Annotated in this window: 20 protein-coding genes; 12 read left to right on the top strand and 8 right to left on the bottom strand. The window is 64.0% G+C overall.

Annotated elements, in window-relative coordinates:
• Positions 1-115 precede the first annotated feature (115 nt).
• Positions 116-739 (bottom strand): hypothetical protein, encoded by a 624-nt coding sequence (locus tag KBY75_RS05310; protein WP_255023225.1) that lies wholly within the window; start codon positions 737-739, stop codon positions 116-118.
• A gap of 176 nt (positions 740-915) precedes the next feature.
• Between KBY75_RS05310 and mfd the strand changes: the two genes are divergently transcribed.
• Positions 916-4,488, top strand: coding sequence for a transcription-repair coupling factor (gene mfd, locus KBY75_RS05305; RefSeq protein WP_255023224.1), 3,573 nt, complete (start codon positions 916-918; stop codon positions 4,486-4,488).
• Positions 4,489-4,587: 99 nt separating this feature from the next.
• A complete protein-coding gene (locus KBY75_RS05300; protein WP_193486056.1) occupies positions 4,588-4,761 on the top strand; it encodes a hypothetical protein in 174 nt (57 codons plus the stop codon).
• A gap of 36 nt (positions 4,762-4,797) precedes the next feature.
• Here the strand turns inward: KBY75_RS05300 and KBY75_RS05295 are convergent, their stop codons facing one another.
• Complete coding sequence (locus KBY75_RS05295; RefSeq protein WP_255023223.1) at positions 4,798-5,025, bottom strand: DUF6737 family protein; 228 nt, start codon at positions 5,023-5,025, stop codon at positions 4,798-4,800.
• A 77-nt stretch (positions 5,026-5,102) separates the two neighbouring features.
• Here KBY75_RS05295 and KBY75_RS05290 point away from each other — a divergent pair, with 77 nt between their 5' ends.
• Complete coding sequence (locus tag KBY75_RS05290) at positions 5,103-5,702, top strand: DUF3598 family protein (RefSeq protein ID WP_255023222.1); 600 nt, start codon at positions 5,103-5,105, stop codon at positions 5,700-5,702.
• On the opposite strand, the gene KBY75_RS05285 is transcribed toward KBY75_RS05290, so the two are convergent.
• The 3 genes from KBY75_RS05285 to KBY75_RS05275 form a co-directional block, all read right to left on the bottom strand.
• Positions 5,681-7,027: a S41 family peptidase gene (locus KBY75_RS05285; protein ID WP_255023221.1), complete on the bottom strand. Its 1,347-nt coding sequence runs from the start codon at positions 7,025-7,027 to the stop codon at positions 5,681-5,683. The genes KBY75_RS05290 and KBY75_RS05285 overlap by 22 nt on opposite strands.
• Before the next feature lie 93 nt (positions 7,028-7,120).
• Positions 7,121-8,314, bottom strand: a complete 1,194-nt coding sequence (gene ispG, locus KBY75_RS05280; protein WP_255023220.1) for a (E)-4-hydroxy-3-methylbut-2-enyl-diphosphate synthase — start codon at positions 8,312-8,314, stop codon at positions 7,121-7,123.
• Between the two features lie 133 nt (positions 8,315-8,447).
• Complete coding sequence (locus KBY75_RS05275) at positions 8,448-9,056, bottom strand: uracil-DNA glycosylase family protein (protein WP_396097985.1); 609 nt, start codon at positions 9,054-9,056, stop codon at positions 8,448-8,450.
• A gap of 122 nt (positions 9,057-9,178) precedes the next feature.
• Here KBY75_RS05275 and KBY75_RS05270 point away from each other — a divergent pair, with 122 nt between their 5' ends.
• From KBY75_RS05270 to KBY75_RS05260, 3 genes are all read left to right on the top strand, one after another.
• A complete protein-coding gene (locus tag KBY75_RS05270) occupies positions 9,179-10,369 on the top strand; it encodes a pyridoxal phosphate-dependent aminotransferase (protein WP_255023219.1) in 1,191 nt (396 codons plus the stop codon).
• 15 nt (positions 10,370-10,384) lie between these two features.
• Positions 10,385-11,311 carry a putative selenate ABC transporter substrate-binding protein gene (locus KBY75_RS05265; RefSeq protein WP_255023218.1) on the top strand — a complete coding sequence of 309 codons (927 nt, stop codon included), beginning with the start codon at positions 10,385-10,387 and terminating at the stop codon, positions 11,309-11,311.
• A gap of 61 nt (positions 11,312-11,372) precedes the next feature.
• On the top strand, positions 11,373-11,597 hold the full coding sequence (locus tag KBY75_RS05260) for a hypothetical protein (protein WP_254936410.1): 225 nt from the start codon (positions 11,373-11,375) through the stop codon (positions 11,595-11,597).
• A gap of 121 nt (positions 11,598-11,718) precedes the next feature.
• Here KBY75_RS05260 and KBY75_RS05255 read toward each other — a convergent pair whose 3' ends face one another.
• Positions 11,719-13,356 carry an urea transporter gene (locus KBY75_RS05255; protein ID WP_255023217.1) on the bottom strand — a complete coding sequence of 546 codons (1,638 nt, stop codon included), beginning with the start codon at positions 13,354-13,356 and terminating at the stop codon, positions 11,719-11,721.
• A 4-nt stretch (positions 13,357-13,360) separates the two neighbouring features.
• Positions 13,361-14,848, bottom strand: coding sequence for an arginase family protein (locus KBY75_RS05250; protein WP_255023216.1), 1,488 nt, complete (start codon positions 14,846-14,848; stop codon positions 13,361-13,363).
• Between the two features lie 132 nt (positions 14,849-14,980).
• Between KBY75_RS05250 and KBY75_RS05245 the strand changes: the two genes are divergently transcribed.
• The 5 genes from KBY75_RS05245 (at position 14,981) to KBY75_RS05225 (ending at position 19,306) form a co-directional block, all read left to right on the top strand.
• The gene (locus KBY75_RS05245; protein WP_255023215.1) at positions 14,981-15,253 is read left to right on the top strand and encodes a hypothetical protein; all 273 of its coding nucleotides are present in this window, start codon (positions 14,981-14,983) and stop codon (positions 15,251-15,253) included.
• Between the two features lie 32 nt (positions 15,254-15,285).
• Positions 15,286-16,032 carry an ATP-binding cassette domain-containing protein gene (locus tag KBY75_RS05240; protein WP_255023214.1) on the top strand — a complete coding sequence of 249 codons (747 nt, stop codon included), beginning with the start codon at positions 15,286-15,288 and terminating at the stop codon, positions 16,030-16,032.
• Complete coding sequence (locus KBY75_RS05235; protein WP_255023213.1) at positions 16,029-17,615, top strand: ABC transporter permease; 1,587 nt, start codon at positions 16,029-16,031, stop codon at positions 17,613-17,615. The genes KBY75_RS05240 and KBY75_RS05235 overlap by 4 nt, the downstream gene beginning before the upstream one ends.
• Positions 17,572-18,252: a GDSL-type esterase/lipase family protein gene (locus tag KBY75_RS05230; protein ID WP_255023212.1), complete on the top strand. Its 681-nt coding sequence runs from the start codon at positions 17,572-17,574 to the stop codon at positions 18,250-18,252. Before KBY75_RS05235 ends, KBY75_RS05230 begins: the two co-directional genes overlap by 44 nt.
• A gap of 115 nt (positions 18,253-18,367) precedes the next feature.
• The gene (locus tag KBY75_RS05225; protein ID WP_255023211.1) at positions 18,368-19,306 is read left to right on the top strand and encodes a sigma-70 family RNA polymerase sigma factor; all 939 of its coding nucleotides are present in this window, start codon (positions 18,368-18,370) and stop codon (positions 19,304-19,306) included.
• Here the strand turns inward: KBY75_RS05225 and KBY75_RS05220 are convergent.
• Positions 19,264-20,037, bottom strand: a complete 774-nt coding sequence (locus KBY75_RS05220; protein ID WP_255023210.1) for a DUF92 domain-containing protein — start codon at positions 20,035-20,037, stop codon at positions 19,264-19,266. The two genes, KBY75_RS05225 and KBY75_RS05220, sit on opposite strands and share 43 nt — an antisense overlap.
• Before the next feature lie 34 nt (positions 20,038-20,071).
• Between KBY75_RS05220 and KBY75_RS05215 the strand changes: the two genes are divergently transcribed.
• The gene (locus tag KBY75_RS05215) at positions 20,072-20,539 is read left to right on the top strand and encodes a hypothetical protein (RefSeq protein WP_255023209.1); all 468 of its coding nucleotides are present in this window, start codon (positions 20,072-20,074) and stop codon (positions 20,537-20,539) included.
• Position 20,540: the final 1 nt, after the last annotated feature.

Raw genomic sequence — 20,540 nt, 5'->3', positions numbered from 1 at the left:
AAACGCCTGAAATCGGGCGTTCTGAGCGCTGAAACGCAGCAAATCAGCCCGAACGGAGCGTGATCAGCTCTCGGAAGGGAAAACGCGGCCGGTCAGGCGGTTTTTTCGCAAACTCTTAGGTGCCGCAATGGCGGCGCACCAACTGGGGCCCCAGGTTCAAGCGGGTTTGATTGGCATAGGCCTCACGCTCCAGTTGCCGCTCCTGCTCCGATGCCTTGCTGTAGACGGTTTCATTGAGCACAGCAGCTAGGTGATCGGGCAAGGCCGAGGGCAGACCTAGGGGGCGGGGGCGGGAACGCAGTCCCCGGTTGCTGCAGCTCTGGGCGACGTGGATGGCCTCGTGGTTGAGCACCCGGGCAAACTCGACACTGCCCTTAGCCACCACCCGGGGCTGAATGCGCATGGTGCGTGCTGCCGGGTCCCATTCCCCCGCCGCCCGCGGCTTGCGGGGCTGACCCAGCTCAAGACGCACTCCGGCCTTGGCCAGCACCATGAGCAGCTCACCGATCGCCAGGCGCTCGGCCCCAAAGCTGGGCGGGTTGGCGATCAGGGCCCGAAGCTCCGCCACAGAAAGCTTGGGTTCGTTAACCCGGCGGCGGTAGTGATAACGCACCGCACCACTGGACAGGATTTCAGCACGCGGCAGCCACTGACGATCTGCTGTAGCCAATTGCTGCATCAAGGCCGCCTCCTGTTCAGGCAGCAAACCCGCCGCCTGGGCCGTTGGGCGCACAGGCACGCTTGCCAAGCAAGCCCCGAGCAGAGCCAGCAAGCCGCCCAGCGCCAACAGAACTGGCGCCTTAGCCAGCCTCTTGGTGCTGAACAGGCAGTGAAGTCGAAGCAGAAGTTGGCGGCAACCAACACCACTCTGGTGCCAGTTGCGAAGATCGGAGCCTTCTGAGATTCCCTGACCCCATGCCCCTAACCGCCCTGGTGCGCCAGCTGCAGCAGGTGCACCTCACCGGCGAGGTTTTGCTGCGTCTGCAGCGGGCCGACCGCCTGCGGCTCAGTGGGGCGGGGCGCAGTGCTCGGGCCTTGGTGAGCAGCGCCCTGGCTGGTGCTGCCGAGGCGCCCTTGCTGGTGCTGGTTCCCACCTTGGAGGAAGCGGGCCGCTGGGCAGCGCTGCTGGAGCTGATGGGATGGAACAGCTGCCAGCTCTACCCCACCAGCGAGGGCAGCCCCTACGAGCCCTTTGACCCCACCAGCGAAATCACCTGGGGCCAGTTGCAGGTGCTCAGCGAACTGCTGGATACCCCCCGTCGCCTGGCAATCGTGGCAACGGAAAGGGCCCTGCAGCCGCACCTGCCGCCTCCAGAAACGCTGCAGGCCCAGTGCCTGAGCCTCCGCAAGGGCGACACGATCGACCTTGAACAATTCGCCACCACCCTCAGCAGGCTGGGCTACGAACGGGTGCCCACCATCGAGCAGGAGGGCAGCTGGAGCCGGCGCGGCGACATCGTTGATGTGTTTCCGGTGAGTGCCGAGCTGCCCGTGCGGCTGGAGCTGTTTGGCGAAGAACTGGAGAAACTGCGGGAATTCGATCCCGCCTCCCAGCGCTCCCTAGACGCCATCGAGGTGGTGCGGCTCACACCCACCGGCTACGGCCCCCTGATCGCCGATGCCCTGCGCGAGTCGATGCCGGATGGGCTCGAGCAAATGCTCAGCCCAGAGGCCCTCGAGCAGCTACTCGAAGGGGGCACCCCGGAGGGCATGAGGCGGCTGATGGGCCTGGCCTGGCAGCAGCCGGCCTCCCTGCTGGATTATTTGCCGGCCCACACCCTCATCGCCATCGATGAGCGGCGCCACTGCCTCTCCCATGGGCAGCAGTGGTTTGACCATGCCTGCGACCACTACGCCGACGTGGTGCAGGAGCTGGAAATAGAAGCCAGCGCGGCGCCAATGATCCTGCCGCCACTCCTGCATCGCCCCGCGGCAGACGCCCTGGAGCAGGCGGAGGTGTTTGCCGGTTTCGATCTGGCCGAGCTGCACGAAACCGACAACCACCCCAACAGCTTTGACCTGGCCTCCCGCTCGGTGCCGGCATACCCCAATGCTTTCGGCAAGCTGGCCGGCCTGGTGAAGGGCTTTGTGGCCGAAAAAGCCACGGTCTGGCTGCTGTCGGCCCAGCCCTCGCGGGCGGTAGCCCTGCTGGAGGAACACGACTGCGTCACTCGCTTCGTGCCCAATCCCGCCGACTTTCCGGCCATCGACCGACTGGTGGAGCAGGCCACGCCGGTGGCCCTGAAAACCAAGGGCACCGCCGAGCTCGAAGGGCTGCAGCTACCGGCCTGGCGGCTGGTGCTGGTCACTGACCGAGAGTTCTTTGGCCAGCACGCCCTGGCCGCCAGCGGCTACGTGCGCCGGCGCCGCAAGGCCGCCAGCCGCACCGTGGATCCGGGCAAGATGCAGCCGGGCGATTTCGTGGTGCATCGCAACCACGGCGTCGGCAAGTTTCTGAAGCTGGAAAAGCTGGCGATCGGCGGCGAATCCCGCGATTACCTGGTGGTGCAGTACGCCGACGGTCTATTGCGGGTTGCGGCAGACCAGCTGGGCAGCCTCGGCCGGTACCGCGCCAGCACCGATGCGCCTCCAGACCTCAACCGCATGGGTGGCACGGCCTGGGCCAAGGCCAAGGAGCGCGCCAAAAAGGCCGTGCGCAAGGTGGCGGTGGATCTGGTCAAGCTCTACGCCGAGCGCCACCAGGCACCGGGCTTCGCCTTCCCCGCCGACGGCCCCTGGCAACACGAGCTCGAAGACTCCTTCCCCTACGAGCCCACCCCCGACCAGGTGAAGGCCATCGCCGATGTCAAGCGGGATATGGAGCAGCCCCAGCCGATGGACCGGCTGGTGTGCGGCGACGTGGGCTTCGGCAAAACCGAGGTAGCGATCCGGGCCATCTTCAAGGCGGTCACGGCGGGCAAGCAGGTGGCGATGCTGGCCCCCACCACGGTGCTGGCGCAGCAGCACTGGCGCTCCCTTTCGGAGCGCTTTGCGCCCTACCCGATGAAGGTCAGCCTGCTAAACCGCTTCCGCACCACCGCCGAACGCAAAACAATCCTGGAAGGATTGGGCGCAGGCACGGTTGATGTGGTGGTGGGCACCCACCAGCTGCTCTCCAAAAACACCGGCTTCAAGCAGCTGGGTCTGCTGGTGGTGGATGAGGAGCAGCGCTTTGGCGTCAACCAGAAAGAAAAGATCAAGGCGCTGAGAAAAGACGTAGACGTGCTGACCCTTTCCGCCACGCCGATCCCCCGCACCCTCTACATGAGCCTTTCCGGTGTGCGGGAGATGAGCCTGATCACCACACCACCGCCGCTGCGCCGGCCGATCAAGACCCACCTAGCCGCCCTCGACGAGGAGGCGGTGCGCAGCGCCATCCGCCAGGAGCTCGACCGCGGCGGCCAGATCTTTTACGTGGTGCCGAGGGTGGAGGGTATCGAAGATGTGGCTGCCGGCCTGCGGCTAATGATCCCGGGCCTGCGGCTGCTGGTCGCCCACGGCCAGATGGCCGAAGGCGAGCTGGAGAGCGCCATGGTGGCCTTCAACGCCGGCGAAGCCGACCTGATGCTCTGCACCACGATCGTGGAGAGCGGCCTCGACATCCCCCGGGTGAACACGATCCTGATCGAGGACGCCCACAAATTCGGCCTGGCCCAGCTTTATCAGCTGCGGGGCCGGGTGGGCCGCAGCGGTATCCAGGCCCATGCCTGGCTCTTTTATCCCGGCAATGCCTCCCTCAGCGAAGCGGCACGGCAACGGCTGCGGGCGATTCAGGAATTCGCCCAGCTGGGATCTGGTTACCAGCTGGCCATGCGCGATATGGAGATCCGTGGCGTCGGCAACCTGCTGGGGGTGGAGCAGAGCGGCCAGATGGAAACCATCGGCTTCGACCTTTATATGGAGATGCTGCAGGAGTCGCTGGCTGAAATCCAAGGCCAGGACATCCCAGTGGTGGAAGACACCCAAATCGACCTGCCTGTGACCGCCTTCATCCCAGGCGATTGGATCACGGAAAACGACGAGAAGATCGCCGCCTACCGGGCCGCCGCCGAGTGTGGTGGCAAGGAGGAGTTGCTGGAGCTGGCCACCGGCTGGGTGGATCGCTATGGCGCCATTCCGGCGCCGGTGATCTCGCTGTTGCAGCTGATGGAGCTGAAGCTGGTGGCCAAGCGCTGCGGCTTCTCGCGCATCAAGCCGGAAAAACCCAACATCGCCCTGGAAACCCCCATGGAGGAACCCGCCTTCCGCCTACTGCGCCAGGGCCTGCCCCAACACCTCCATGGCCGCCTGGTGTTTCAGCCCGGATCGGGCGCCACCGCCAAGGTGCTGGCCCGGGGCCTGGGGGTGCTGCCTGCTGAGAAGCAGCTCGAGGAGCTGATGGGTTGGCTCAACCAAATGGCGGAGCAGATCCCAGGCAGCGATGGCCTCACCGAGGGCCAACGGCGCGAGCAGCTCAATGCCCGCAACGAAGAGGTGCTGGCGGTGTAGGCGCCGTAAGCGAGCCGGTCTTGGGCCCAAGGGCCCCTTAAGCCAACCAGCTCCCGCAAAAATCCGTTACATTCATGAGAAGTTGTGTAACGACGATCCATGGGCGAAGTGATCGGGGCAGGTTCAGGCTTAGGGGGCGGGTTCAGCCTCGTTTCTGGAGTGGTGAGCCTCCTGGCGATCGGCATGTATGCCCTGCTTCAACCAGGACCCGGCAACAACAACGATGACGACGATTCCGGCCCCGGCGGTGGCCTGATGCAGCCGGTGGCCTGATTTCTCCTGGCGAAGAGTTTTTAAATCAAGCGAAGTTCAAAGCTTTTCAGCTTCAGCGGCCCGTAGTTCGGCCTGATAAGCAGCTGGCACCACAACCAAAAAAAGCAGCCACCAAGCCAGCACCCCTATGGCTGCAGGCGCGGTGATCCACCAGCGCTGAAGTAGCAACCAGCTCCCTGCCACCACAACTGCACCGGTGAGCAAGATGCTCCAAGGCTGGCACCACCAGGGTTTCATCTCCCAAATCGACGCAGGCTGGATCATTTGGGCTGGGGGCGAATCAAGCGGCACAGCCACAAATTTTCCATATGCATACGCCATCCTCGCCGCTTACTGCCCATATGCGGCGTGAAATCTTGCTCGCCCACAACTCGGGCGATTGGCATGGCTGCTTCATTCGCTGTAATGGACATGGCCTGGAGCAGGAGCGCTTCAAAAGCCAGCTCTCAGTGCAAGACCAGGGCGGCAAAGTAGTGGCTGCGTTGACCAACGTCAGCAGTGGCCAGATGCGCTCAATGGATTTTGATGAGCCTCCGGCAGAAATGCAAATCAGCCCAGAGGGGCACTGGAGCCTGGGCCCCGATCGCATCGGTGCCTGGCCCTGGGTGAGCGAGCTCTGCTTGGTGTGGGGCGAGCGCCGCCGCCGCGCCGTGATTCGCCATGGCAGCGAACGGCTCGAATCGCTGGTGGTTGTAAGCGAAGCGCGGCCAGGGATGGAGGAACCATTACCTCCCGCGCCGCTGCAGGCCTTAGCTAGCCCGTCCCTCACTGGCCCAGGCTTGATCTGGAGCCTGCCGGCAGCTTTAGGGGTAACCCTCCAAACGGCGGATCGCCGGCAGTCTGGAGTGTCAGAAGAAGTAGCCCTGTGCTGGCAGCCCGAACCGGGTATCCAACTGGAAATTCGCAGGCGCTACGGCGCCTATGGCGCGCTGGAGCCCTGAGGGGCCACGGCCGCCGGAAGATTGGCGCTGCGTGGGTTGTAGGCCTTCTCCACGCTGTTGGAATTGCGAAGCCGTTTCACCAGCGTGGTTTCCGCCACCCGGTATTGGCTGTCCTTCTTGGTGCCGAGATCCTCGAGCTTGAGGCGCTGGGCCTCGAGCTCAGTCATCTTCGCCGTCACATCAGGGTCGATGCCGTGCTTGTGGATGTCCCGGCCACTGGGGGTGAGGTATTTGGCGATGGTCACGGTCATACCGGAGCCATCGGATAGCCCCCGCACCGACTGAACCAAGCCCTTACCGAAGGTTTTCTGGCCCACCAACACCGCCCGGTTGTTGTCCTGCAGGGCGCCGGAGAGAATTTCACTGGCGCTAGCTGAACCCTCATTCACCAGCACCACCATGGGCTTGGTGGTGAGGGCGCGGCCGGTGGCGCGCTTGACATCCTGGATGCCATCACGGGTTTTGGTGGACACGATCGTGCCCTCGTTTAGCCACTGGCGAGCAATCTCCACGCTTGCCATCAGCAGGCCGCCTGGGTTGCTGCGCAGATCGAGCACATAACCCTGGGCCCCCTTCTCTTCGAGGTCCTTCACCGCCTGGCGCATGTCCTTGGTGGCGGTGGCATTGAATTGCTTGAGGCGGATATAACCCACCTTGACGCCATCGGCACTGGTGTTGATCTGGTGGTCGACGGCATGGAGCTCGATGCGCTCACGCGTAAGGGGCACCTCCAGGGTCTGAGCCTTGCGCTTGAGGGTGAGGGTCACGGAGGTGCCAGCCTGACCACGAATCAGCTTGACGGCATCCTCGGTGCTCATGCCCTTGGTCGACTTGCCGTCGATCGCCACAATCACATCCTTGGGCTGAACGCCAGCCCGCGATGCGGGCGAACCTTCAATAGGTGACACCACCACCAGATTTTTTGTTTCCTTATCCAGGCTGAGCTGGATTCCCACCCCGGAGAGTTCTCCGGAGGTGTCGATCTGCATCTCTTTGAATTCCCGTGGATCCAGAAAACGGGTGTAGGGATCATCGAGGCTGCCGAGCATGCCCCGAATCGCTTCGTAGGCCTCCTTAGGGCTGCCGTAACTCTTAGCGAGCACGTCACGCCGCAGGCTGCGCCACTGCTCTGGCTTGTACTTGCCGTTGATATCGAGGTAGTCGCGGAAGACGATCTGCCAGGTCTGGTCGATCACTTCCTTGGGGCTGTCGCTGATGCGGGAAGAGCCACCGGGAGGGGTCACCACCTCCCTGGCCACAACCGCCGTGGCCGCACAAGCACCAATACCGACCAGCACGAGCAAGCTGGTGCGGGGGCTGGCCATCAGGAAAAGCCGTTGCGGCGCGGGAAACGTCCTTTCAAGCTAGCGCCGTTATCCGGCCCCAACCGGGGCGGGTTACCGGAAGTGAGCAGGCGCTCAGGGATCAACCCAGCGACCATCCTCCTGAATAAGGGCTATCAGGGCTGCCACTCCCTCTGCCTCCGGCACCCGCCGGATCTCGTCGCGGCCCCTGTACAGAGAGATGGTGCCGGGGGTTTTACCCACATAGCCGTAGTCGGCGTCGGCCATTTCGCCCGGCCCATTAACGATGCAACCCATCACAGCGATATCGAGGCCAGTGAGATGGGCCGTGGCGTTGCGCACCTGATGCAGCACCTCCTCCAGGTTGAACAGGGTGCGGCCGCAGCTGGGGCAGGCCACATATTCCACCATCGTCTTGCGCAGCCCCAAGGCTTGCAGGATCGAGTAGCAAACAGGAATTTCCTTCTCGGGCGCTTCGGTGAGCGAGACGCGGATCGTGTCGCCCAGCCCCTCGGCCAGCAAGGGCGCAATGCCAGCGGTACTTTTAATTCGCCCGTAGTCGCCATCGCCTGCCTCGGTGACTCCCAAATGCAGGGGGTAGGGGAAGCCCTCCGCATCCATGCGGTCGGCCATCATTCGATAGGCGGCCATCATCACCGGCGCCCGCGAGGCCTTCATTGACACCACGATGTTGTGGAAGTCGAGCCGGTCGCAGATGCGAATGAATTCCATGGCGCTCTCCACCATGCCCAGGGGCGTGTCTCCATAGCTGAACAACATCCTCTCAGCCAGGGAGCCATGGTTGACTCCGATGCGCAGGGCCTTGTCCTGCTGCTTGAGCAATTGCACCAACGGTTCAAATGTTTCGGCAATGCGCTCACCGATGGCAGACACCTCCTCGGGGCTGAATTCGGTGCGATTTGGGTCGGGCTTGTCGAACACAAATAGACCCGGGTTGATCCGCACCTTGTCGACGTGCTGGGCCACCTCCAGGGCAATCTTCATGCCGTTGTGGTGCACGTCGGCCACCAATGGCACTGGCTGATAGGTGTCTTCCAACCGCTGGCGAATTTCTTTTACCGCCTTGGCGTGGGCCAGGGAAGGCACCGTCAGTCGCACGATTTCGCAACCGACTTCATGCAGCCGCCGGATACCGGCCGTAGCCCCTTCGATATCGAGGGTGTCCTCGTTGATCATCGACTGCACCGCCACCGGGTGATCGCTGCCGATCCAGATATCTCCCACCCGCACGCTGCGGGTCTGGCGCCGGTGAATCAAGGTGTCGTAGCGAGCCGGGGTGCCGGTCATGGCTGGGTGAAGCGGGGGGCCGGGAAGGGCAAAGCCTGTCACAAAGACAGCTCAAGCGGCGAGGATGTCAAACGCAGTAAGCAGTTCAGCAAGGCGAGCGGGATTGGCCAGAAAAGGATCGGCACCGATCCCCTCAGAGGGCCAGCAAGGATCGGCGTACCTCCTGGAAGTCCGCTGCCGTGAGCGCACGGGGCGAGCCCTGGTCCTGCGAGTTAAAGCGCAGCAGATAGGAGGGATGCAGGACCGGCATCAGGCGCCGGCCCCGCAAAATTTCGATCTCGCTGGCGCGCCACTGGCCCCGCAGGCTGGTGATGCCGCCCTTAATACCCAACACCCCCTCCAGCGCCGTGGCCCCCACCAGCAGGATCAGGGCCGGATTCACTAAAGCGATCTGGCGATTTAGCCAGGGGCGGCAGGCCGCCATCTCCGTCGCCGCGGGCTTGCGGTTGCCAGGGGGGCGGCACTTCACCACATTGCACACGTAGGCGTCTCGGTTGCTGTCGATGCCAGCGGCAGCCAGCAGCTGATCGAGCAGCTGGCCGGAGCGGCCCACAAAAGGCAGGCCAGCGCTGTCTTCCTGAGCGCCGGGTCCCTCGCCGATCAGCATCAGCCGGGCGGCGGGATTGCCCCGACTCACCACCACCTGCTGCCTCTCCGCGGCCAGATCACAGCGGCGACAGGCGGCGCAATCGAGCAGCAACTGCCCTAAGGAATCGGGCGGTGCAGGGGGAATTGTCGTCACGGCAAAACCATCAACGTGTAACTAGCTGGCCATTTCGTGCCCCTTTGAACCGTACGCGGCAAATCCGTAAGGCAGGATGCCAGCCAGTGCTGATGCCGCGCGTCCTGATGCCGGACACAGGGATGACCGCCGCGCCCACCACCACTCCGGCCCTCTCTGCCCGGGCCCGGGCCCTCCAGCCCTCCCTCACTCTGGCAATTGCCGCCCGAGCCAAGGCCCTCAAGGCCGATGGTCAGGACATCTGCAGCCTCAGCGCCGGCGAACCTGATTTCGACACCCCGGCCTTCATCCGCCAGGCCGCCACCGCTGCTCTGGAGGCAGGCCACACTCGCTACGGCCCAGCCGCCGGCGAGCCTGCCCTGCGCGATGCCATAGCCGCCAAGCTCAGCACTGAAAACGGCATACCCACCACCGCCCAACAGGTGCTGGTCACCAACGGCGGCAAGCAGGCGCTCTACAACCTGTTTCAGGTGCTGCTGGAGCCAGGCGACGAGCTGCTGCTGCCGGCGCCCTACTGGCTCAGCTATCCAGAGATCGCCAAACTCGCCGGCGCCTCGGTGACCATGCTGCCCAGCTCGGCGGCCCAGGGCTTCCGCCTCGATCCGGCCCAGCTGGAGGCAGCCATCACTCCAGCCAGCAAATTGCTTGTGCTCAACAGCCCCGGCAATCCCACCGGCATGGTGCTGAGCCTGCCAGAGCTGGAGGCGATTGCGGACGTGCTGCGCCGCCATCCCCAGGTGGCCGTGGTGTGCGATGAGATCTACGAATTCCTGCTGGCACCCGGCCACGCCCACCACAGCTTTGCCGCCATAGCTCCAGACCTGGCCGATCGCGTCTTTACGGTCAATGGCTTCGCCAAGGGCTGGGCCATGACCGGCTGGCGCCTTGGCTGGCTGGCTGGCCCCCAGCCGGTGGTGGCCGCCGCCAGTGCCCTGCAGAGCCAGAGCACGAGCAACGTTTGCAGTTTTGCCCAGTTCGGCGCCCTGGCCGCCATCGAAGCGCCCCGCGACTGCGTGCACGCCATGGCGGCCCAGTTCAACGAGCGCCGCAGCCTGCTCAGCGCGGGGCTGATGGCCATCGAAGGCTTGCAACTGCTGGCGCCGGAAGGGGCGTTCTATGCCTTCCCCGATGTCAGCGGCTTCGGCCTCGATTCAATGACCCTGTGCAACCGGCTGCTCGATGAAGTGGGCCTGGCGGTGGTGCCAGGGGTTGCCTTCGGAGACGACCGCTGCATTCGGCTTTCCTGCGCTGCCGGGCCTGCCACGATTGAGGATGGCCTCCAGCGCCTGCAGCGCTTTCTGGCCGCCCTCTGATTCCCACCCTGTCCCATGCCCACCCGAGAACGTTGGACCGCCGCAATGGCGGGGCTTTGCCTGGCCCTGCTACCGGCGGTCCTCCCCCCAGTGCCCGCCTCTGTGCTGCCGGCGGCCGTAGCCCAGCCGGTGCTGCGCATCGGTGCTATCCCCGACCAAAACCCTGAAAAGCTGAATCGCCTTTACGGCTTGGTGGCCGATGAGCTCAGCCAGCAACTAGGTGTGAAGGTCGCCTACGTGCCCGTCACCGATTACATGGCTGCTGTGAGCGCCTTCCGCACCGGCAGTCTTGATCTGGTGTGGTTTGGCGGTCTCACCGGCGTGCAGGCCAGCCTGCAGAAACCCGGCTCCCAGATGCTTGCCCAGCGAGACATCGATGCGCAGTTTTATACCGTATTTATCGCCAATGCCCGCAGTGGCATCAAGCCGATCCAGAACCAAAAGGGGCTAGTGGCCCTCAAAGGCAAGCGCTTCACCTTCGGCTCGGAAAGCTCCACCTCCGGCCGGCTTATGCCCCAGTACTTCCTCGGCCAGGCCGGCGTCAAGTTGGCTGATTTCGCTGGCGGAGCCCCCGGCTTCAGTGGCAGCCACGACGCCACCATCGCCCTGGTGCAGAGCGGCACCTACGACGCCGGCGCCGTCAATGAGCAGGTGTGGAAGAGCAGCCTGCGCAGCGGCAAGGCCAACCGCAGCAAGGTGGTGCAGATCTGGCGCACCCCCAGCTACCCCGACTACCTCTGGCTGGGCCAGCCCAACCTCGACCAGCGCTTCGGCAAGGGCTTCAGCGCCAAGCTGCGTCAATCGATCATCAGCTGGCGATCCACGGATCCGGAGCAGAAACAGATCCTCGGCCTGTTTGGTGCCCAGCAATTCACCACGGTGAAGCCGGGCGAATACAAGCAGATCGAGCAGGTGGGGCGGCAAATCGGCAAGATCCGCTGACACAGGCGGGCATTTGGGTCCAGCAGCATTCAGAATCAGTTTTCTCCAGAGCCTCAAATCCGTGGTCTGGTTGATTGATTTGGTCTTGCTGCTGGCCGGCTTTGTGCTTTGGAGCCGAGCCAACAATGAAGGCGATGAGGCTTGGTCCCTGTTTCTGCGCAGCATCGCCTTTCTTGATCTGGCCTTCATCACCTTCGGCAACGGCCAACTGCTGATCGAGATTCCCGCCTTGGCCCTGGCCCTGGCCCTGCCATCAGCGGCCAGCCTGGAGCGGCGGCGCAGCTAAAACGTCAATGAATCCCCGCGGCCCTGATCTGATTGAGGTGTCCTTAGTGGCGCTAATCCTGGCGCTGATCGTTTACCGCCTCACCCTGGCCTGAAGGAGCGCTCAGGTTGGGATGGCAGGTTCATGTAAGTAGCAGGTGGTCTACAAACTGCTGCCAGCTGAGGCCATCGGCAGAGCGGCTGAAGAGAAAGGACTCCTCCTCAGCATTAAGAGGTCGTTCGCCCACACTGGCCAGCAGGCGCCTGAGCTCGGCCGGATCAAGCCGGTCATCGCCATTGGCATCGACTGGCAGCAAATAGTTGAGCAGCCGAGCCTCGCCAAGGCGCAAGCGCTGCAGGCGAAGCATCAGCTCACCAAACTCCTCGGCATCCACCCGGCCATCTTCATCCAGGTCCATGGCCTGCAGCACACTTGCCAGCTGGGCTGCCAGCACTCCAACATCTCCGCCTTGCTGGGGATCAATCCCCAGACCCCCGAGCAGCTCCGCCGCACTGATATCGCCATTGGCGTCTTGATCGAGTCGCTGAAACAAGGCCGACATTTGTTGCCGCATCTGCGCCGGAACCCGTCCAGCCAAAAAAGCGCGGCGCTGGCCGGTGATTGCCAGGTGCAAGTTTTGACGAAAATCGGCAAGCAGGGTGCGGGCCAACACAAAGCGCTGGCGATGCTCCTCCGGGGTCAAGATGGCGTGCAGCGAAACCGGAATCAGGGCCGGCAAGGCACGACGCACCAGCAGCTGAATCACCCAGGTAGCAAGCACAAAAGCGAGGGTGAGCGAAGGCCAGCCCTGAGCTGGAGTGAAGCTCCAAGCAAACTGGATCAGGCTCGCCAGAGCCGCCCCTCCCAGACCCACCGCCAAGCTGACCCAGCTGGGGGCGTAAAAAATCCCCCCCAAGGCAATCGCCACCAGCAAGCCGTTGTATCCCCAGAGGCCCACGGCGATCGCGCCCAAAGGGACATCGAGCAGAAGGCCGGTTGCCATGCCAACCAGGGCACCAAGCAAACCCAGTCCCGCGGCAAGGGGGCTGGCGATGGCTGTGGCAATTAGCACCAGCAAGCCACTCCAGGGGTTTGAGCAGAGAAAAACCTGACCCGCGGATCGGAGCAGCCCATGGGTGAGAGCCTGGGAGGTGCTGGCCAGCTCGGACATCGGGACCGGTTCGGCCAGGGCCAATGCTGCCCCCGACGCCAGGGAAGCCACCCCCAGCAAGCCCCAGGTAACAAGAATGAACGGCAGGGTGAGTGGTGGTAGCCCCACGGAACGGTTGATTCCCCTGCCCAGCCCCTCAAGCAGCAAGGTGGTCAGCGCCCCACCAAGCAGCACCAAAGCAACCCAAATCAGGCTGGAGAGGGGGCTATCGAACTGGGCGAAATTGGCGACGGCGCAGCCCACCAGGGCGCCGTTAAAACCGTAGATGCCCTCGCTCCGCAACCCCTTCGCCAAGCGGAGGAGCCGAGCTGTGCAGTGAGAAGCTGCGGTACCCAGCAGGGCCAACAGGGCAAACCAAGGCGACTGCACCAGAAAGGCGAGCAGCAACACCAGGCCACTGAGGGGATTGTTGATGAAGATCACCTGGGCCAAGCCACGCAAACCTGCCAGCAGGGAAACGAGGCCGGGGTTCAGTCGCGCGACAGGGCCATGCAGCTGATGCAGGGTGCCCATGGTGGGCAGCAGCTGTTGAAGCCTGGAGGGCAGGTCAACAACAGGCTCGAGCAAATCTCTAAGCAGCTCAAAAGCCGATTTCACAGACCTGTCCATCGGCCTAGAGGCGGGCGTCGAGCACCTCTAACACATCCTGATAAACGCTAAGTGACACTTCAGCCAAGGTATTAAGACTATCTAGATGGGGGTTGATTTCACAGATTTCCCAGCAGCAAACCCTGGGGTCTGCCAGCAGGAACCGGGTTAACTGGCGAGCTTCATCAGCCCAAAGGCCACCAGGCACTGGCGTGCCGGTGCCCTTGCAGATAGTGGAGTCCATGCAATCCACATCGAAGCTCACATAGATCAATTCGACTTGGCTGAGATGGTCTAGGCAGCGCTGAGCTGCCTGCTCTGGCCCCAATCGCCGAACATCTTCTGTAGTAACAACAGGTATAGAGAACCGCTCAAGCGTGACATTTTCAGCAGGCTCCGTATCACGAACTGCCACATAAATTAGATCTTCAAGCATGATCGACGGCGATCCTGTGCCATTGAGACATTGGAGCTCTTGCCAAAGCAAACTGGTCGTTGAATCGGGCTCGTTGATGGCCTCAATGGTGTTGTCGTGAGCCGAGGCAATGGCCAAAGGCATGCCGTGCATGTTGCCGGAGGGCGTGGTGTATGGGGAATGGATATCGGCATGGGCATCGATCCACACCACGCCTAGGCGACGATCGGGATGGGCCTGGCGAATGCCAGCGATGGTTGAAGCAGCCGTGGAGTGATCGCCAGCGATCACGATTGGGAACAAGCCCCGATCCAGGGTGGAGGCCACCAATGCGGCCGCGTCCCGCATAACGCCGGCAATCGTCTCGATATGGCGTGCGTGGGGGGTGGCGGTGGCGGTGGCGGAGCCCAGCTCCGAGGCTCGGGCTCCAGGCCTTGTCTGACCTTTTATTTCCTCAATCAAACGGTCGCTGATTTGGCGCAGCCCCTGCTGACGGGCAGCGGCCTGCTTGAGCAAATCAATGCCAGAACCAGCTCCCGGCGTGCCAGCACCAAGGTCGCAATCGACCTCCACCAAGGCAACCCGGGAGCGGCTGGAGGCGTTTACATACTGAGCCAGGGTCTTTTTCAGTCGCTTCAGATCTGCAAGCGATAGCTCGATCACAGCATCGGCTTCGAGTAGCTGCAGAAATTCTTCAACGCTGATGCAGTTATCGCCATCTCGATCGAGGGCTGCCAGCAACCGATCTGCCTCTGGTAGATCGGCGCAGGAGGGCGCTAGGGCAGCTAGCAGCACTTCCAGCTCCTGAAAATTGAGGCTGCCGCTGCCATCACTATCTACTAATTCAAAGATCTCGCGCAGGCAGGAGGCGATAGCCAAACCTGGACGGCCTTGGGCCCAGCCGCTGAAAGCCCCCAGCCCCAACTCCCCATCGCAGCCAACCAGATCACGCAGAGCTTGGCGATCTTCAATAGCAATCACTCCAGCCATGCTGGCGAGAACATGCTCCACCTCATCCACAGATATTTTCCCATCGCCGTCTTGATCAAACAGACTAAAAAGACCGACGAATTCATCTGAACGGGAGGATATTGACACTATGAAAGGATCAAAATGATTGAACAGACTGCCAAAGCTGACTTTGCCAAATCCTGCTTTATACAGAACATAAAAGTCGATCAAGCCCTCGGCAAACGTGCCCGTTGCTACTGAAATCAGAAAGTTTCCGGTTTGCAGGGGCCTAATCTGGAATTCGATGCCGCTCAGTTCGCCATGGAGTTCAAGGGATCCCTGGACGAGCTCAAGGAGCTGGTTGCCCAACTAGGGGTGCCTTGTCAATGGCAACACAAGGGAGCTTTTGAGCTGGCCGTCTTTGAAGATGGCGTCAGCAATCTGAAGCTCAACTGGTGGCCCCGGGACGGAATCCTGCGATTGGTGGGAGATCCGGAGGTTCGCGACAGCCTGCAGGCAAAACTTCAAGAAATGCTGAGCGGCCAGGGCTAGAAGCCAAATCACCAGATGAACCGGGCCCGCATGTGACGTCCCTACTGATCCTCCAAGACATCACCGTCAAGGGCCGCAGCCAGCCTCGCCTTGATGGGGTGTCGCTTCAGGTTGATGCCGGTGAACGAATTGCCCTGCTGGGTCCCAGCGGTGCTGGCAAAAGCACCTTGCTTGCCGTGGCCAATGGCTTGCTGACCCCGCAGCAGGGCAGGGTGTTTTGGCAGGGGGAGGTACGGGCCCGCAGCGGACGGGCCCGGCGACGGCAGCAGGCCCGGATCGGCACCCTCTGGCAAGACCTGCGGCTGATCGAGGAGCTCACCGTGCAGCAAAACCTCAACGCCGCCCGGCTAGCCGTCTGGGGCTGGCCGCGGGCCCTGCTCAACCTGCTGATACCCCTAGAGACCAAGGCCTGCACAACGATGTTGCAGCGGCTTGATCTCGATCCAGCCCTACTCAACCAGCCCGTCTCCGCCCTCTCCGGCGGCCAGCGCCAGCGGGTAGCCCTTGCCCGACTACTGCGACAGAAGCCCCAACTGCTACTAGCCGATGAACCCTTAGCCAGCCTTGATCCCCGCCTGGCCGGCGAGCTGTTAACCCTGCTGCTGGAGCTCGCAAACCCGCCTCGGGCCTTGCTGTTGAGCCTGCACCGTCCCGATTTGCTGTCTGGTTTCGATCGGGTGCTGGGGCTGCGGGCCGGGCGCCTTGTCTTTGACCAACCCATGGCCAGCCTTGAGCCAGGCCGGCTGGAGGAGCTTTACGCCGGGACCCCAGGGGCATGAGACCAGCGGCGCCTTTGTGGGTGTTGCTGCCCGCCCTAATTGTGCTGCCGCTGCTGGCGTTGCTGCCGGGAATCAGCCATGGCGGTGGCTGGGAGCTGGTGGGGCAATTTTCTGCCGCAGCCCTGCGGCCCTCCCTGGATCCAATAGTGCTGGGCTCGGTGCTGGGCGGCCTAGCCGTCACAGCCGGCATGGCCCTATTGGGCTGGGCCGGCAGCCTGGTGTTGGGTTTGGTGCTGGGAATCGCTAGTTCAAGGGTGGTGTGGCGCACCTGCTACGGCAGCGCCGCTCCAGCCAGCTGGATACGCCGCCTACTAGCCATACCGCGCTCGATTCACGAACTGCTCTGGGGGCTGCTGCTGCTGCAGGTGGTCGGGCTGCAACCAGTGGTAGCGGTAGTGGCAATCGCCATTCCCTTTGGAGCGCTGGTAGCCCGGGTGGTCAGCGACCTGCTGGATGCCCTGCCCACCGCCAGCCTGGAGGCCCTGCGCTGCGGCGGCAGCCCCGCCCCAACCGCCCTGTTAACGGCTCTGGGGCCACCCCTGCTGCCCCAGGTGATCAGCTACAGCGGCTACCGGCTCGAATGCGCCTTGCGCAGCGCCACCCTGCTGGGAGTATTTGGCCTGGGCGGGCTGGGCACCGAGCTGCGCCTCACCCTGCAATCGCTGGCCTTCAACGAGCTCTGGAGCGGCCTGTGGGCGTTGCTGGCGGTGATGCTGCTGCTGGAAGCCCTAATGGGCTGGCTGCGACGGCGCTGGGCCATGCCGGCACGGCTGGGGCTAAGCCAGCGTGGAGTGGGCAGTCAGGGCCAGGAAATGGTGGCTGTGGCGATGGCCCTGCTGCCCGTGCTGCTGCTGGTGGCCTGGCGCCTGGAAGTGCAGCCCGCCACCCTGTTGCAGTGGCAAGGCCTACCACCGCTGGGCGCCGCCGACTGGGGAGCCTTGGCCACCCTGCCCTGGCCGAGCCTGATCGGCAACACCCTGCTGCTCACCTTGGTAGCCGCGGCCCTAGCTGTGGGGTTGGCGCCGCTGCTGCTGCTGTTTGCGACGCCCTGGCCGGCGGCGGTCGCGCTGGTGCGGGGACTGTGGGCCCTGGGCCGGCTATGGCCGCCACCGCTAACGGCGCTGTTGCTGCTGTTTGTGCTCCAGCCCGGGGTGCTCACAGGCGCCCTTGCCCTGGGCTTCCACAACCTGGGCATTCTCGGACGCCTGCTCCTAGAAGCGGCCGAAACCAGTGGCGGCAACAAAGAGCAGGCCCTGCTGGCCGCAGGAGTGGGTCCGCGCCTGGCCCTGCTCTACGGCCGCTTCAGCGGCCTGGCCCGGCCCTACTTGGCCTATGGCGCCTACCGGGCTGATGTGATTTTGCGCGAATCGGTGGTAGTGGGGCTGGTGGGGGCCACGGGCCTGGGCAGCCAGCTGCTGGAAGCCCTGAGTTCGTTTGCCGGCGACCAACTGCTGGCCCTGGTGCTGGCCTATGCGCTGCTGACCTTGCTGGGGGAAGATCTCAGCGACCGCGCACGCCAGTGGCTGCTGGAGACCCCCCATGGAGATGGCCATCCCCAGGAAGCTGGTGGCACTTGGCGATAGCGGCGTTTTTGGCTGGGGTGATCCCCTTGAGGGGGGCTGGTGCGAACGGCTGCGGCGCCACTGGATGGAACTGCCGGGCGGCCCGGTGCTCTACAACCTCGGCGTGCGTGGCGATGGCCTGGAGCGACTGGCAGCCCGCCTCAGCGCTGAGGTTGGCTGCCGCGGTGAGCTACGGCGCCAGCTGCCGCAGGGGATCCTGCTCGGCATAGGCCTGAATGACACCGCCCGGGTTGGACGGCCTGATGGGCGACCCCAACTGGATGCCGAAGGCTTTTTGTTTGGCTTGCAGCAGCTTCTGCACAAGGCCAAGGAGATCGCTGCGGTGCATGTGATCGGCCTCACCCCGGTGGAGGAGAGCGCCATGCCCTACGCCGGGGTGCTCTGGTATTCCCTGGCAGACATCCGTCGCTACGAGGCCCTGCTGGAAGAGGCCTGCCTGGAGGCGAATGTGCCGTTCCTGCCCCTGCTGGAGGTGCTGCTGGCTGATTCCGACTGGCCCCTATGGCTAAGCAACGACGGCCTGCACCTCAACAGTGAGGGCCATCGCCGGGTATTCGAGCAAGTGCGCTCCTGGCCGGCCCTTCTGAGCTGGGCGGATCTGCAGCTGCGCCAAGAGCCCACCCCCTTGGGCTACTAAGCCGCACGGCGAAGTTGTTTTCTATCACCCATTCGGGTGAGAGCGCTTCACCGCCCCGGGGGAGCCAGCCGCATGGGCACCGCGGCGACGGTAGAAACACCGACGCCTCCACCCCATGGCATCTGCCTTCCCAGCTACTGCCCACTCGAAAACATCTGCCCGCCAGCGCCGCAGCGGCCAAGCCGATCCAGCCCAGGCCGAGCTGGGCCCCTCCCAGCTGCACACCCGCAACCGCAGCTGGCTTGAGGCCATGGCCGCAAGCCCCGACGCCACAACCAAGCTCTGGTGGCGCAACGCCCTAGTGGAGCACAACCTGGCCCTAGTGCGCATGGTGGCCCAGCGCCAGAGCCAGCGAACTGGTCAACCTTTTGATGAGCTCGTGTCTGCAGGCTGCCTGGGGCTGATCCGGGCCGTGGAGGCCTTCGACCTGCGCCAAACCTGCAATCTCAGCAGCTATGCGGTGCCCTATATCCGCGGCGCCATGCTCCACGACGTCCGCGACCACGGCCAGCCGCTGCATACTCCCCGGCGGCTGCGGGAGCTGCAGCAACGGGCCCGGCGGCTACAGGAACAGCGCCGCGGCCAGGGCCTGGCACCGCTTGCCGCCGCAGAGATTGCCTCAGAGCTCGGTTGCAGCACCGCCCAACTTGAGGAGGCCGGCGCAGTGCAGCGGGCCCTGCAGGTGCGCAGTCTCGATGCCCAGCTCAGCGACGATGGCGAGCAGGAGGGCACTCTGCTCGACCAGCTGGCAGCCGGCTCCGCAGCCGCAACCTGCGCCGGCGACGATCCGGGCGACGGTCCAGACGATGATTCAGGCAACGATTCAGTGGCTGGTGAAAGGGCTTTAAAGGCCCACTGGTTGCAGACCCAGCTAAGCCAGCTGGGCGGCATCGAGAAGCGGCTGCTGCTGGGTCACTGGATCGAGGGTCTGGGCTGGTGCGAGCTGGCCCTTGAGCTCAAGCTCAGCAGCCGCCAAGCCCGGCAGCGTGGCGAGGCCCTACTGGCCTGGCTTCAGAAGAACGCCATCGCCAGCAGCGCCGCGATCGCCGTCTGAAGCCCGTTCACCAGCTCGTTGCTGAGCCAGCCCAAACGCTGTTGGACGCTGGCTCCGATCAGGCTTTCGATCAAGGTGGCCGCCAGGCCCACCAGGGTCACAAGCAGCCAGGCGCCGCTGCCAGCCAGCAGCCCCAGGGCCAGCATCAGGGCTGCCATCAGCGCACTGCCCACCAGGCTGGCGGCGGTGCCCTCCAGGCTGATCGCCCCTTCAGTTCCGGGTGGCACCGGACGCAAGGTAGTGATCAGCAGCGTGTGGCGCCCCCAGCGCTTGCCGATTTCAGTGCCGAATGTGTCGGCCAACTTGGCGGCGAAGCTGGCAGCAAAACCAACCAGCAGCAGCGGCGCCGCTGCCGGTGCCAGGGCGGCGGCGCCAGCCAGTAAGGCGCCGGTAGCAGCCGAACCCCAAACGTTCTCCGGCCCGCGCAAACCGCCTCGCGCCTCCGCCAATCCCCGCGCCTCCTTTGTGCGAAAACCCAGGCGCGTTACCAGGGAGCCCAGGGCCAGATAGATCACCACCGCCAGCCAGCCCCGCAGGCCGAGGCAACCCCACAGCAAGCTGCCGAGGATGCCGGCATGCACCCAGCCAGCGGGGGTTAGCAGGGGCAGGCGCTGGGCAAGGAAGATCAGCAACGCATTGAGGGCCACTGCCAGGAGCCAGTGGCTCCAGGTCTGGGGGGCGACGAGTGCTGGGGAGAGCAGGGCTGGCACTACAAGGGCCGGGGCAGACATCAGCACAGGGCAGCAGCGGCGCCAACAAAGTGTGTTGCACAGCGCGGCAGCAGCGTCACAGGGCAGCGCAGCAACGGATAATCGCCATTACGACGCTGCTGCCGTGATGGTGTTCAACCGCAAGGCCTCCTTCTTCTTAGACCTGGGCAGCGAAGGGGCTACACCAGCGCAGGTGGCGATCGCCGAGGCCAAGCCCGATCCCAGCGAGCCGGAAGCTAGCCAAGCGGCAACTTTCCAAGTAGGCGTTGGCTCCTCTAGTCCAGCTGCAGCGACAGCCGCAGCAAAGCCAGCGAGCCCAGCTCCAGCAGGCTCGGCACCCACCACGGCTGAAGCGATCGCTGCCGAATTGCGGGCCGCCCAGGAGGCCCTGCCCCCACCCAGCAACGCCACCTTCGCCCCCGACTGCCTCAACCCGGCCAACGCCCTGCCCAGCCGCCGTCGCCTAGCCGGCGCCAACCTGGCAGGCTTTAAGGCGATGGCCTCCGGCATGTTCCGCAACTAAC

The organism is Cyanobium sp. T1G-Tous (assembly GCF_024345455.1).
Taxonomy (GTDB): Bacteria; Cyanobacteriota; Cyanobacteriia; order PCC-6307; family Cyanobiaceae; genus Cyanobium_A.
This window is presented reverse-complemented; position numbering and strand designations above follow the sequence as displayed.

Excerpts from the sequence above, each read along its gene's own strand:
- KBY75_RS05285 (WP_255023221.1), bottom strand. The coding sequence starts at position 7,027 with ATGGCCAGCCCCCGCACCAGCTTGCTCGTGCTGGTCGGTATTGGTGCT.
- ispG (WP_255023220.1), bottom strand. The coding sequence starts at position 8,314 with ATGACCGGCACCCCGGCTCGCTACGACACCTTGATTCACCGGCGCCAG.
- KBY75_RS05300 (WP_193486056.1), top strand. The coding sequence starts at position 4,588 with ATGGGCGAAGTGATCGGGGCAGGTTCAGGCTTAGGGGGCGGGTTCAGC.
- KBY75_RS05290 (WP_255023222.1), top strand. The coding sequence starts at position 5,103 with ATGCGGCGTGAAATCTTGCTCGCCCACAACTCGGGCGATTGGCATGGC.
- KBY75_RS05230 (WP_255023212.1), top strand. The coding sequence starts at position 17,572 with ATGGAGATGGCCATCCCCAGGAAGCTGGTGGCACTTGGCGATAGCGGC.
- KBY75_RS05270 (WP_255023219.1), top strand. The coding sequence starts at position 9,179 with ATGACCGCCGCGCCCACCACCACTCCGGCCCTCTCTGCCCGGGCCCGG.
- mfd (WP_255023224.1), top strand. The coding sequence starts at position 916 with ATGCCCCTAACCGCCCTGGTGCGCCAGCTGCAGCAGGTGCACCTCACC.
- KBY75_RS05220 (WP_255023210.1), bottom strand. The coding sequence starts at position 20,037 with ATGTCTGCCCCGGCCCTTGTAGTGCCAGCCCTGCTCTCCCCAGCACTC.
- KBY75_RS05255 (WP_255023217.1), bottom strand. The coding sequence starts at position 13,356 with ATGGACAGGTCTGTGAAATCGGCTTTTGAGCTGCTTAGAGATTTGCTC.
- KBY75_RS05265 (WP_255023218.1), top strand. The coding sequence starts at position 10,385 with ATGCCCACCCGAGAACGTTGGACCGCCGCAATGGCGGGGCTTTGCCTG.
- KBY75_RS05225 (WP_255023211.1), top strand. The coding sequence starts at position 18,368 with ATGGCATCTGCCTTCCCAGCTACTGCCCACTCGAAAACATCTGCCCGC.
- KBY75_RS05235 (WP_255023213.1), top strand. The coding sequence starts at position 16,029 with ATGAGACCAGCGGCGCCTTTGTGGGTGTTGCTGCCCGCCCTAATTGTG.
- KBY75_RS05295 (WP_255023223.1), bottom strand. The coding sequence starts at position 5,025 with ATGATCCAGCCTGCGTCGATTTGGGAGATGAAACCCTGGTGGTGCCAG.